The sequence below is a fragment of the Arthrobacter glacialis genome, from assembly GCF_002909415.1.
Classification (GTDB): Bacteria; Actinomycetota; Actinomycetes; order Actinomycetales; family Micrococcaceae; genus Specibacter; species Specibacter glacialis.
In genome coordinates this window covers 374,148-386,297 of sequence record NZ_PPXB01000002.1, presented here as the reverse complement: position 1 = coordinate 386,297, position 12,150 = coordinate 374,148, and the positions used below count along the sequence as shown (strand labels likewise).

Genomic DNA, 12,150 nt, shown 5'->3' with positions numbered 1-12,150 from the left:
CAAGACGCACGAACTGCACCAGGACTTCCTGGGTAAGTAGCCGATTAAACAACTAGCCCGCAGAAAACGGCGAAAAACACGTCAAAATCGTGAATTTTCGCCGTTTACTGCGGGCTAGTTGTGGTTTTACCGGACCCTGCGCGCGCCCTGGGCCGGGGAAACGGCAAAGATATCCGGGGCCGTGAAGGAAGCGTCAGCAAAGGCCGCCACCACGCTGGCGCGGACCGTGGCTTCTACCGAGGCCGGGATCAGTGCAATCGCGGATCCGCCAAAGCCGCCGCCGGTCATGCGTGCACCAAGGGCACCATGGGCCAGGGCGGTGTCCACGGCAAGATCCAGCTCGGGGCAGGAGATCTCAAAGTCATCGCGCATGGACACGTGGCTGGCGGTGAGCAAGGCACCAATGGCGGCCGGTCCGGCGTCGTCCAACACAACAATGGTGTCCAGCACGCGCTGGTTCTCGGTGACAATGTGGCGCACGCGCCGGTATGTCTCATCGTCCAACAGGCCCGCGGCTTCGGGCAGGTCCGCGGCGACAACGTCGCGCAGGGCGGCCACGCCAAGTACCTCGGCGCCCAGCTCGCAGGACGCGCGGCGGGCAGCATAGCCGCCGGTTGCGTGCGCGTGGCTGACCTTGGTGTCCACCACCAGGATGAGCAGGCCAGCGGCAGCCAAGTCCAGCGGCACCAGTGTGGATTCCTGCGTGCGGCAGTCAAGGAACACCGCGTGGCCGTCGGTGGATAACAACGACGCCGACTGGTCCAGGATGCCGGTGGGCGCGCCCACCACTTCGTTCTCGGCACGCTGGCCCACCAGAACCAGCTCGTTGGGGCTCAGCCCGGCCGATTCCAGCTCGTTGAAGGCTGTGGCAACGGCGCACTCAATGGCGGCCGAAGACGACAGACCCGCCCCGGAGGGCACGGTTGAGTGCAGGTACAGGTCAAAGCCGCCAATGGTGATGCCCATCTGGCGCATGACCCACACAACGCCCAACGGGTATGCTGTCCAGCCGGTCATGGTGTCATGCGAGAGGGTGTCCAGGTCCACGCTCACCGTGCCCTCAGTGCCGTAGCTGGAACGCAGCTGGGCAATGTTGTCATCACGCAAACGGATGGCCACCACCGCTGCACGGTCAATGGCGAACGGCAGCACAAAGCCTTCGTTGTAGTCGGTGTGCTCACCAATGAGGTTTACCCGGCCCGGCGCTGCCCAGACACCCTGGGGCGCAGCACCAAATGTTTCCTCAAATGCCTTAGCCACGTGGGCTGCGTCGATGGACGCACTCATGCCAATCCTGCTTTCATTGTGTCGGCGTTGCTGCGCACAGCCGTGGAGGTGCCGCGCAGAACGGCGGCAGTTTGCTCCGGTGTGGTGTCGTTGATGAAGGCGCCCATGGCTGCCTCAGAGCCGGCCAGGAACTTCAGCTTGTCGGCTGCCCGGCGCGGGGACGTGAGCTCCAGGTGGAAGCGGCCCGCGGGGCGCAAATGTGCGTCCAGGGGTGCCTGGTGCCAGGCGGCGATGTACGGGGTGGGCGTGTCATACAGGTTGTCCAGGCGCCGCAGCACGTCAAGGTACATCACGGCCAGCTCGTCGCGCTCGGCGTCATTCAGGGCGGTAAAGTCCGGGACGTGGCGGTGCGGGGTCAGATGAATTTCCAGGGGCATGTGCGCCGCAAAGGGCACGTAGGCGCTGAAATGCTCGCCCTGGGCGATCATGCGCTCACCGGATTCGGACTCCTTGGCCACAACGTCACCCAGCAAGGTTGCCTGACCGTTGTGCGCGTCAAAGAACTTCCGTGCTGCCGTGGCCATGACCTCGCTGCGCGGGGGCACATAGGAGTACGCGTAGATTTGGCCGTGCGGGTGGTGCAAGGTCACGCCAATGTCCTGGCCGCGGTTTTCAAAGGGGAAAACCTGTTTGACGCCGGGCAGTGCACTGAGTGCCTCTGTCCTGTGTGCCCACGCATCGATGACTGTGCGGGCGCGCTCTGTGGAAAGCCCGCCAAAGGAGCCTGTGTGCTCCGGGGTGAAGGCAACCACCTCGCACCGGCCAAAGGCCCGTCCCGTGGTTCCCCAACCGGGGCTGGCCTCAATGGCCCCAACGGCCGGGCCCAGCGACGGGAATCGGTTCTCAAACACCGCGACGTCGTAGTCGGTGTCGGGGATCTCGGAAAGATTCGCCCCCGTGGTGGGGCACAGCGGGCACTGGTCCGCAGGAGGCAGGTAGGTGCGTGTTTGCCGGTGCGCGGCGATGGCCACCCAGTCGCCGGTCAGCGCGTCAAAGCGCAGCTCGCCGGTGTTTTCCTCCGAGCGGGCGTCCAGCGGACGGGTGTCAACGCCAACATGGGCCTTGGCCAAACCGCCGTCGTCAAAATAGATGAGCTCCCGGCCATCGGCGAGAAGCGTTGTTGTAGCAATGGTCATGAGGACTTCCTGATGGGAGCGGCCGCTGACTGTGCAGCGGCTGACGGGGCTTTGATGAAGTGCTGAACCAGCGGGGTGAACTGTTCGGCGGTGACGTGGCTGACGGAGCTGTCGGTGATGATGGTGTCCACGGCGCTCATGGGCGCAATGGAGGCCAGTGAACGGACCTGGAACTTGGTGCTGTCGGCCAGGATGACCAGGCGCGTGGTGCCCTCGATGAACGCCGCGTTGGTTTCGGCTTCCAGCCAGTTGGGGCTGCTCAAACCGCGCTGTGAATCCAGGCCGTGGACGCCCATGAAGCAAATATCCGTGTTAAGACTGCCCAGGGCCAGGCGCGCCACGGGGCCTACAAGGGCTTCCGACGGCGTGCGCTCACCGCCTGTGACAATGACCTTCAGATCGGAGCTGCCTTGTTGGCGGTACAAAAGTTCGGCAACCTTCAAGGAGTTGGTGACCACCGTGAGGTTGCGCAACCGTTCCAGCTCAGGTGCCAGCAGCACGGCCAGTTGGTAGGTGGTGGTGCCGCCTGTCATGGCCACTGTCATGCCGGGCTGGATCAAGGCCAAGGCCTGGACGGCGATGGCCAGTTTGCCGTCGAGCTGCTTGTCGACGTTGAGCAGGAAGCCGGGCTCCAACGCACTCAAGCGGGCAAGGCGCATGGCGCCGCCATGGATCTTGCGGGCCAGTCCGTTGTGGTCCAGCGCCTCAATGTCACGCCGGATGGTCATTTCACTCACGTTGAGGGTTGCTGCAATGTCTGCAACGCGCACAGCCTCATGAAGTTGAAGTTCCTTCAGGATGCGTGCCTGCCGTTCCGGTGCCAGCATGTGAAACCCTCCACTCGAAATGATCAAAATAAATAGTTTTCAAACAAAATATTACATTAGTCGAGGGTATTTGTGCAGTCAACGGCGCGAAATAGAACAATTTCTGTGCGGCTGAGGCGGTAATCTAATCCCCATGACAACTCCCATTGAAACCGCGGGAATCCGGGCGGCCACAGGAACACAGTTCACCTTGGCGCGTGGGGATGCTACCGCCATTATTACCTCACTGGCTGCGGGCCTGCGCCATTATGACAAGGGTGGGGTGGCCCTGGTGGAGAGCTATCCTCTGGATTCCATTGCCCCCGGGGCCGCCGGAATCACCTTGGCGCCGTTCGCAAACCGCGTGGATGGGGGGCTGTGGGAGCTCGACGGCGTGCCGCAGCAGCTGGATATCACCGAGGTCCCGCGCAACAACGCCATCCACGGATTGTTGCGCAACGTGGGCTACACGGCGTTGGAGTACAGTCCCACGCATGTGTTGCTGGAGGCCACCATCCACCCCCAGCACGGCTACCCGTTTCTGGCCCGGCATCAGGTCCGCTACGAGCTGGGCGCTTCGGGGGAGTTGCGTGTTGCCCAGACGCTGATCAACGATTCACAGCGGCGTGCGCCGTTTGTGCTGGGCGCCCACCCCTACTTCACCCTTGGCACGGTTGCGCCCCAGGAACTGCGGATCACTGTCAACGCCGGGAGTGCCCTGAGCACCAACAGCCGTATGATTCCCACGGGCACGGCCGCCGTCGACGGACGCTATGACCTGCGCGGCGGCAAGGCGGTCCCGGAGTCCTTGATGGATACGTGCTTCACGGATTTGCTGACGGACGACGGCGTCGCCCGGCACACGCTGGAGGCTCCCGACGGTCGCAGCGTGAGTTTGTTCCACGACGGCACTGTCTCCTACGTCCACGTGTACATCACCGATGTGTTCCCGGGACGTGCCCTTGCTGTTGCCATGGAACCCATGACGGGCCCGGCCAATGCCTTCAATTCCGGCGACGGCCTGAAATGGCTCGCGCCGGGGGAGTCATTCACCATGAACTGGGGGATTGACGCCCATCTGGACGTGTAGCCGGACGCCGCGATGACGCTGCGAGGGTGCTGGAGCGGGTGCTGGAGCGGGTGCTGCGCCACGCTGACAATGGACACCGTTTAACGTATTTTTGCCCCATAGGGAATTATTGGTTTATGACGCCCTCACAGCACGAACAAGAGCGCAATTCACCACAGGACGCTTCGGTGGTCCCCTTTGGCATGCGTGTGGCCGGAGCATGGTCCTGGCGGGTGGGAGCAATCCTGCTGGTTTCGGCCATGCTGGTGTGGCTGCTGAGCCAAATTACCATCCTGATCATCCCCATCATGCTGGCGGCCATCCTTGCCTCCCTGCTGCGGCCATTGGTGCGCGGCTTGAAGAAAATTGGCCTTCCGCAAGGCCTGAGCGTGGCGATCGCCGAAGTGGGGCTGATCGTCGTTGTGCTGGGCGGTTTGTTCCTGGTGGGCCGGCAAATGGTGACAGGCTTCTCCGCCCTGAGCGAGCAAGCCATCCAAGGCGTGATTAAGATCCAGGAGTGGTTGACCAACGGCCCACTGGGCATCAGCAACGACCAAATCAACAAGTACCTCAACGAGGCCCTTGCCGCGGTGCAAAACAATTCCAGCACCATCATCTCCGGCGCGCTTGGCTTTGGCAGCGGCTTCACCCATTTTGCGGCCGGGCTGCTGCTCACACTTTTCATCCTGCTGTTCTTCCTCCTGGAAGGCCAAGACATTTGGGCCTTCATTGTGAAGTTCTTCCCGCTCCGGGCCCGCCCCGCCGTGGATGGTGCCGGGCGCCGCGGCTGGCGCTCACTGGGCAACTATGCGCGGGTGCAAATCCTCGTGGCAGCTGTTGATGCCGTGGGCATTGGTGTTGGTGCCGCCATCATCCAGGTCCCGCTGGCGCTGCCGCTGGGCGTGCTGGTGTTCGTGGGCTCGTTCATCCCCGTGGTCGGTGCCCTGGTGACAGGGGCCGTGGCCGTGCTGCTGGCCCTTGTGGCCAACGGCTGGGTCAACGCCTTGATCATGCTCGCCATTGTTTTGGCCGTCCAGCAGCTGGAAAGCCACCTCCTCCAGCCCTTCATCATGGGCAGGGCTGTGAATTTGCACCCGGTCGCTGTGATCCTGGCAGTTGCCGCCGGTTCAGGTGTTGCCGGCATCCTGGGCGCACTCTTTGCCGTCCCGCTGCTGGCGGTGACCAATTCCTTTATCCGCTACATAGCCGAACGGGGCTGGGAGAACGATCCCCTGCTTCCCGATATATACGGGCTCACCCCCGTGCCCGCTGGGCCACCGGCACCCGAGGCCCCGTCCGACGTCGAACACGGCCCAGACAAACCCTAAGGTGCCCCAGCGGCGCACCACGTTTTTGCATCATCGAGATTCCGTAGAGAAAGAGAAAAGTACCGTGAACGCATCAAGCGATCTCCCCGTCACCCTTGCAGATGTAGAACAGGCAAGGGAGTTGTTGACGGAGATTATTGCGCTCACACCCATTGAGAGTTCGCGGGCGCTGGGCCGGTTGACGGGTTCCGAGGTGTTTTTCAAGTGCGAGAACCTGCAGCGTGCGGGGTCCTTCAAGGTTCGTGGCGCGTACGTCCGCATGGCACGGTTGACGCCGGAAGAACGGGCTCGCGGCGTTGTGGCGGCGTCGGCCGGAAATCACGCCCAAGGCGTGGCCGTCGCTGCGAAGGCACTGGGCATCAAGGCCCGGATCTACATGCCCGTGGGTGTTGCCTTGCCCAAGCTTGCCGCCACCCGCGGACACGGCGCCGAAGTGGTGCTGCACGGCTTCAACGTTGATGAGTCCCTGGCCGAGGCCGAGCGTTACGCCAACGAGACCGGTGCCGTCTTTGTGCACCCCTTCAACAATGTTGACGTGGTGGCGGGGCAGGGCACCATCGGTTTGGAAATCCTTGACCAGGTGCCCAATGTGGACACCATCATCATGGGTGTTGGGGGTGGCGGCCTGTTGGCTGGCGTGGCCGTGGCTGTCAAGGCCCGGGCCAAGGAGCTGGGCCGGGAAATCCGTGTCATTGGCGTCCAGGCGGAGAACGCTGCAGCGTACCCGCCCTCTCTGGCCGCCGATGCCCTGGTGCCCTTGAAGAAGGTTTCCACCATGGCCGACGGCATTGCTGTGGGCCGGCCCGGTCAGCTGCCGTTCTCGATCATCCGCGAACTGGTGGACGACGTTGTCACCGTCAGCGAAGACGCCCTGGCGCGGGCCTTGATCTTCTTGCTGGAGCGCTCCAAGATGGTGGTGGAGCCGGCCGGCGCGGTGGGCGTTGCCGCGATCATGGAAGGCAAGATCGAGAACCCTGGCACCACGGCCATCATCCTCTCCGGCGGCAACATTGACCCGATGCTCATGCTCAAGGTCATCCAACGCGGTCTGGCTGCCGCGGGGCGTTTCCTGACGGTGCGCATGATGCTCAATGACAGACCGGGTTCGCTGGCCACCATTTCACGCATCATTGCTGAGAACGACGCCAACGTCACCGGTGTGGACCACACCCGGGTGGGCGGATCCATCTCCATGGGCGATGTCTCCATCACCGTGAACCTGGAAACCAAGGGGCACGACCACTGTGAACTGGTCCTGACGGCGCTGCGTGCCGAAGGCTTCCAGCCCATAGTGGTCCACTAGCCCCCACGCCCTCCCAAAAAGCAACTGACCCGCAGTAGTGGTCGAAAAAACGCGATTTCGCGGCGTTTTTCGACCACTACTGCGGGTCAGTTCTTGGGCGGTTGGGGCACGGGGGCGGGAACAGGTGATGCCGGGGTTTATGCGCAGTCCTGGGAGCGGGTAGGGCGCATAGTGCCCATTCGGGGTCCCAGGACTTTGGCCCTGCGCCGCACCAGCTGCCAGCGAGGCGCAGCTGAGTCACTGGCGCGCTGCCCGGTGTCAGTGGTGCGCATAGCCAATGTCCCCCGGCGGCATGCGCGCCGAAGGCTTCCAGCCCATAGTGGTCCACTAGCCCCCACGCCCTCCCACCCGCGAGGGCCCAGTTAAACAACTGACCCGCAGTAGTGGTCGAAAAACACCGCGAAATCGCGTTTTTTCGACCACTACTGCGGGTCAGTTGCCCAAGTGCGGGTGTTAGCCCTTGTACGGCTTGGCGGAGAGGATCTCCACGTCAATGTTCTTGCCGTTGGGGGCAAGGTAGCTGACCTTATCGCCCACCTTGGAACCCATGATGGCCTCGCCCAGGGCTGAGCGTTCGCTGAACACATCAAGGTCCCCGGCACCCACTTCGCGGCTGCCCAGCAGGAAGGTGGTTTCATCTCCTGCGATGGTGGCAACCACCACCATGCCCTGCTCCACGATGCCGTCATCGGCCGGGGCCTCGCCCACGCGGGCGTAGCGCAGCATTTCGCTGAGCTGACGGATGCGGGCTTCGATCTTGCCCTGCTCGTCCTTGGCAGCGTGGTAGCCGCCGTTTTCCTTCAAGTCGCCTTCCTGGCGGGCTTGTTCAATCTTGCTGACGATTTCGGCGCGGCCGGGACCGGACATCTGGATCAGCTCGGCCTGGAGGCGGTCAAAAGCTTCCTGGGTCAGCCATGCAGAGGGGGGCGCACTGTTAGTAGTAGCCACGAAATTCTCCTTGAATGTACAAAAGCAAAGGCCCCGCTACAGGTGGTCCGGCGCGTAAAAAGAGCTGGAAACCAAGCGGGGCAGAAGGTAATAGGGTCTAGTTTAGTCAATAAGGGGGATAAACCCAAGAATCGACGTGGTGCGTGTTACGTCTACTTGACCAGCCAGCAGTTTTCCACCACGCCGGTGACTGCCAGCGAGTCGGTCCGGATCTCGCCGCGCACGGTGGTGGTGCGGCCATTCTCCGAGCCGGCGTCCTTGGCATTGGGGCCCACCGTGACAACATTCCAGCCCACCACGGCGTAGCTGTCATTCATGGCTTTAAGGGCACACTTGGCCGTGGCCGAGGGGTCCTTCGTCACAGCCAGGTCCACCGTTGTCATGGTGCCGTCTGCCACGTTGTAGCTAAGGATTTTTTGGGAAATGCCCGTATTGCCGCCAATAACAACCCACAAAACCCATGTCAGGGACAGCGCACCGGCCACGACGAGCAGAATGAGTTTGCTTCGCTTGGACATGATCCGCTTGGGTGTGCCGTAGCGATTGGTTAGGCTTGTAGCTGCTGGAGAATCTGAGTTTGTCACTGCATCCACTTGTGTCTGTTCCACGGGTCCCGTGGCCTGGCCGCCCACAGTTGATGAAGGCGTTGGACTTAGACAAGTTTAGCGTTTATTTGATCAGGGAATTTTGCCCCCTGGTTGTCACAGATAGTTGTCACAGAAATGAAGGTAACCCCCATGAACGGCAATGAGCGCACTGCAGCGGAGCCGCTGCGACTTTTGGCAGTTCATGCCCATCCCGACGACGAGGCCAGCAAGGGCGCCGCCATGATGGCCTCCTACGCCGCCGCCGGCGTCGAGGTGATGGTGGCTACCTGCACTGGCGGAGAGCGCGGCGACATTCAAAACCCCGCCCTCCTTGGCGCACCCCATCCCTCCCGCGACATGGGTGGCGCACGCCGCTTGGAAATGGCCAACGCCGCCAACATTCTGGGCATTTCCCAGCAGTGGTTGGGATTCACGGACTCCGGACTGCCCGAGGGGGACCCCCTGCCGGAGCTGCCGGCCAACTGCTTTGCGCTCAAGCCCCTGGAGATTGCGGCCGCGCCGCTGGTGCGCCTGGTGCGCCGTTTCAGGCCCCACGTCATCATCTCCTATGACGAAAACGGTGGCTACCCGCACCCGGACCACATCATGGCGCACAAAATCACCGTGGAGGCGTTCAACGCCGCCGGGGATCCCGACTTGTACCCCGGCACCGGCGAGGCGTGGGAGCCGTCCAAGCTCTACTACGATCTGGCTTTCAACCCGCAGAGGTTCCGTGCCCTCCACTTCGCCTTGGAGGAGGCAGGCCTGACCTCTCCCTATGCGGAACGGCTTGCCGCCTGGCTGGAAACCGACTCCGAGGGCCACTCCATGCCCGTCAGCAAGCACCCCACCACCACCCAGATTGACTGTGGCGACTACTTTGAAAAACGTGATGACGCCTTGCGCGCCCATGCAACCCAGGTGGACCCCGACGGTTTCTTCTTTGCCGTAAGCCCGGCCATGCAGCGCAAAGTGTGGCCGTGGGAGGACTATTCCCTGATTAGCTCCCGCGTTCCCACCGCTCTGCCCGAAAGTGACCTCTTTGCTGGCCTACGATAGATAGTGGACGTTTCCCGCTGGCACCACGCCTGCCGGGGATGAAACGAAAGACGGATTGTGCACACTTTGATTTTGCTTGCCACCACTGACCCCGCAGTTCCCACGCCCGGCGGCCTGCGCCCGGGGCTTACCGAGGACCAGATCACGCCCGGCCTGCTGGGTTTTGTTGTGACCTTCAGCATTGTGATCGTCATGTTCTTTTTGATCCGCGACATGGTCAAGCGCATTCGCCGTGTCCGTTACCGGGCCCAGGTTGAGGAAGGCCATGCGGGCGGTTCGCATGGCCCGGATGCCGAGTACATGGGCATTCCCATCATGAGGGACGACGCCGAGACCACCGTTCCAGCGCCCCGTCCGGCTCCCGCCGTGGGCAAGGAAACAGGCGCCGCTCCCGAAACGGACGCGAAGTAGACTTTCGCCATGAACAGGCTGGCGGGTGAACCAAGCGCTTACCTCCGCCAGCACGCGCAAAACCCGGTGGACTGGCAGCCGTTTGATGCTGCTGCCTTTGCCGAAGCAATGGCACGCGATGTACCCATTTTCTTGTCTGTGGGCTACGCCGCGTGCCATTGGTGTCATGTCATGGCGGGGGAGTCCTTTGAGGACCCCGCGGTGGGTGAATATCTGAAGCAACACTTTGTCTCGATCAAGGTGGACCGGGAGGAACGCCCCGACGTGGACGACGCCTATATGGCGGCTACACAAGCCCTCAGCGGCCAGGGCGGCTGGCCCATGAGCGTATTTCTCACCCCGGACGGGCGCGCCTTTTATGCCGGGACGTATTTCCCGCCCCAGCCAAGCCCCGGACGGCCATCCTTTGTGCAGCTGCTCACAGCGGTCCATGAGGCGTGGAGTGAACGCCGGCCGGAGGTGGAACGCTCTGCCAACGAGCTGGCCGAGGCGTTGTCAGCGCCGCTGTGGCAGGTTCGCGCCGCTGCCGCCCCCGACCAAGCGGCGGGTGAGTCATCCGCCGTCGAACTTTCTTCCACACCAGCAGCCGATGGGGGAGCTGTGGCGCAGGCTGCCGTGGCCGCCCTGGCCCATGCCGAGGATCCTGAGCACGGCGGATTTGGCACGTCGCCCAAGTTTCCGCCCACCCCGGCCCTGGAATTCCTGCTGCGGTGTGCCGCCCGTGACACCACCGCCACGGGCAGAGAAGCGTTGGGCCTGGCCGGGCGAACCCTGGCGGCCATGGTCAACTCGGCCCTTTTCGACCAGATGGGCGGCGGCTTTGCCCGGTACAGCGTCAGCGCGGATTGGTCTGAACCGCACTACGAAAAAATGCTCTACGACAACGCAGGCCTGCTGCAGGCGCTGGTGCATTGGATCAGGCTGACCCAGGCGCTGCCAGCTGCCGGGCCGACGGCGGGTCAACCGCAGGCGCTGAGTGTTGCGGATGCCCGCGGCGCGGCGCAGGCAACCATCACCTGGCTCATGGACGAATTGCGGCTGCCCGGCGGCGCCTTTGCCTCATCACTGGACGCCGACACCGTGATTGACGGGGTGCACCACGAGGGGGCCAGCTATCAGTGGAGCATGGCTGAGCTGAACGCGGCAGCCCTGGAATCAGTGGGCCCAGCCAGCGGGCAGGACGAGGCTGGACGTCTGGCACGGTTGGTTGCCGGGTTCATGAACATCCCGGGCACGGGAACAGCACCTTTCCATCCGGGCCGCCCCTTGGACTCCCACGAGCGCGACGCCTGGAACATGATCATTCCGGCCCTGCTGCGCCGGCGCGAACAGCGGACCATGCCGGCCCGGGACGACAAAGTGGTTGCCGCGTGGAACGGGCAGTTGCTCTCCGCACTTGTCGAGGCCGCCATGGTCCTGGACCGGGCGGACTACCTGGCTGCCGCCGTCGAACTTGGGGAGTACCTGCACGCAGCCCACTGGTCTGGGCAGCTGTTCAGGGTGTCCCACGATGGCCGGGCGCGCGGCATCAAGGGGCTGCTGGAGGATTACGCCTCCTGTGCCAACGGTTTCCTGTCCTTGTATGCGGCCACGGGGGAGCAGCGGTTCTTTGAGTTTGCCGGGACCCTGATGGGCGCACTGGAAACGGAATTCATGGTCGACGGCGTGGTGTTGAACAATGCGGCGGAGAACGCTTTGGCGGGATCCAAGTATGCCGATCCCTTCGACAATGCGAGCGCCAGTGGGGTGGCGCTGCTGGCGCAGGCGTTGACAACGTGGGCCGCATACACCGGATCCAGACACCATCGAAGTCTGGCGGAGGGGCTGCTGGCATCGTTGCCGGACCTGGCGCGCCGGGCGCCGCGGTCAGCAGGTGGACTGCTCGCGGTGGCCCAGGCCCAGATGGCAGGGCCGCTGGAGGTGGCCATTGTGGGTCCATCCGGTCCGGAACGTGACGCCCTGGTGCGGCAGGCGTGGCTGGCCAACTCACCGGGCGCCGCGATAGCTGTGTGGGATGGTGTTGGCCCGGCGCCGGTGCCCCTGTTTGAGGGCCGAGGGCTGTCCGGTGAACCCGCCGGTGGCGGCCAGCCGCTGGCCTATGTCTGCCGGAACATGGTGTGCGCCCGGCCCGTTGCCACCCCGCAGGAACTAGCCGCGCTGCTGTCCTGACGGGTTGCCTGCCGGCTGCCGTGGGCCTGGGCGAATTTTTTTGCTGC

The 12,150-nt window shown here is 63.4% G+C and carries 11 protein-coding genes; 6 read left to right on the top strand and 5 right to left on the bottom strand.

The features are described 5' to 3' along the window. Positions 1-126: 126 nt before the first annotated feature. Genes galK through CVS28_RS03645 form a run of 3 tightly spaced genes read right to left on the bottom strand, consistent with a single transcriptional unit; the run spans position 127 to position 3,250 of the window. Positions 127-1,287 (bottom strand): galactokinase, encoded by a 1,161-nt coding sequence (gene galK, locus CVS28_RS03655; protein WP_103480663.1) that lies wholly within the window; start codon positions 1,285-1,287, stop codon positions 127-129. Further along, positions 1,284-2,423, bottom strand: a complete 1,140-nt coding sequence (galT, locus tag CVS28_RS03650; RefSeq protein ID WP_103480662.1) for a galactose-1-phosphate uridylyltransferase — start codon at positions 2,421-2,423, stop codon at positions 1,284-1,286. Before galT ends, galK begins: the two co-directional genes overlap by 4 nt. Next, a complete protein-coding gene (locus tag CVS28_RS03645; RefSeq protein ID WP_103480661.1) occupies positions 2,420-3,250 on the bottom strand; it encodes a DeoR/GlpR family DNA-binding transcription regulator in 831 nt (276 codons plus the stop codon). Before CVS28_RS03645 ends, galT begins: the two co-directional genes overlap by 4 nt. A 133-nt stretch (positions 3,251-3,383) precedes the next feature. Here CVS28_RS03645 and CVS28_RS03640 point away from each other — a divergent pair, with 133 nt between their 5' ends. The 3 genes from CVS28_RS03640 to ilvA all read left to right on the top strand — a co-directional run bounded on the left by CVS28_RS03640 (position 3,384) and on the right by ilvA (position 6,929). Next, on the top strand, positions 3,384-4,319 hold the full coding sequence (locus CVS28_RS03640; RefSeq protein WP_103480660.1) for an aldose 1-epimerase family protein: 936 nt from the start codon (positions 3,384-3,386) through the stop codon (positions 4,317-4,319). 116 nt (positions 4,320-4,435) lie between these two features. Continuing rightward, positions 4,436-5,626, top strand: a complete 1,191-nt coding sequence (locus CVS28_RS03635; protein WP_103480659.1) for an AI-2E family transporter — start codon at positions 4,436-4,438, stop codon at positions 5,624-5,626. A gap of 64 nt (positions 5,627-5,690) precedes the next feature. Beyond that, the gene (gene ilvA / locus CVS28_RS03630) at positions 5,691-6,929 is read left to right on the top strand and encodes a threonine ammonia-lyase (protein WP_103464211.1); all 1,239 of its coding nucleotides are present in this window, start codon (positions 5,691-5,693) and stop codon (positions 6,927-6,929) included. A 453-nt stretch (positions 6,930-7,382) separates the two neighbouring features. Here the strand turns inward: ilvA and greA are convergent, their stop codons facing one another. Both greA and CVS28_RS03620 read right to left on the bottom strand, forming a co-directional pair. After that, the gene (greA, locus tag CVS28_RS03625) at positions 7,383-7,877 is read right to left on the bottom strand and encodes a transcription elongation factor GreA (protein ID WP_103464214.1); all 495 of its coding nucleotides are present in this window, start codon (positions 7,875-7,877) and stop codon (positions 7,383-7,385) included. Between the two features lie 152 nt (positions 7,878-8,029). Continuing rightward, positions 8,030-8,461 (bottom strand): DUF4307 domain-containing protein, encoded by a 432-nt coding sequence (locus CVS28_RS03620; protein WP_165788047.1) that lies wholly within the window; start codon positions 8,459-8,461, stop codon positions 8,030-8,032. 153 nt (positions 8,462-8,614) lie between these two features. Between CVS28_RS03620 and mca the strand changes: the two genes are divergently transcribed. Genes mca through CVS28_RS03605 form a run of 3 tightly spaced genes read left to right on the top strand, consistent with a single transcriptional unit; the run spans position 8,615 to position 12,103 of the window. After that, complete coding sequence (mca, locus tag CVS28_RS03615) at positions 8,615-9,523, top strand: mycothiol conjugate amidase Mca (protein WP_103464216.1); 909 nt, start codon at positions 8,615-8,617, stop codon at positions 9,521-9,523. A gap of 57 nt (positions 9,524-9,580) precedes the next feature. Further along, positions 9,581-9,934: a hypothetical protein gene (locus tag CVS28_RS20090; RefSeq protein ID WP_370739461.1), complete on the top strand. Its 354-nt coding sequence runs from the start codon at positions 9,581-9,583 to the stop codon at positions 9,932-9,934. A 9-nt stretch (positions 9,935-9,943) separates the two neighbouring features. Next, positions 9,944-12,103 carry a thioredoxin domain-containing protein gene (locus CVS28_RS03605; protein ID WP_103480658.1) on the top strand — a complete coding sequence of 720 codons (2,160 nt, stop codon included), beginning with the start codon at positions 9,944-9,946 and terminating at the stop codon, positions 12,101-12,103. Positions 12,104-12,150: the final 47 nt, after the last annotated feature.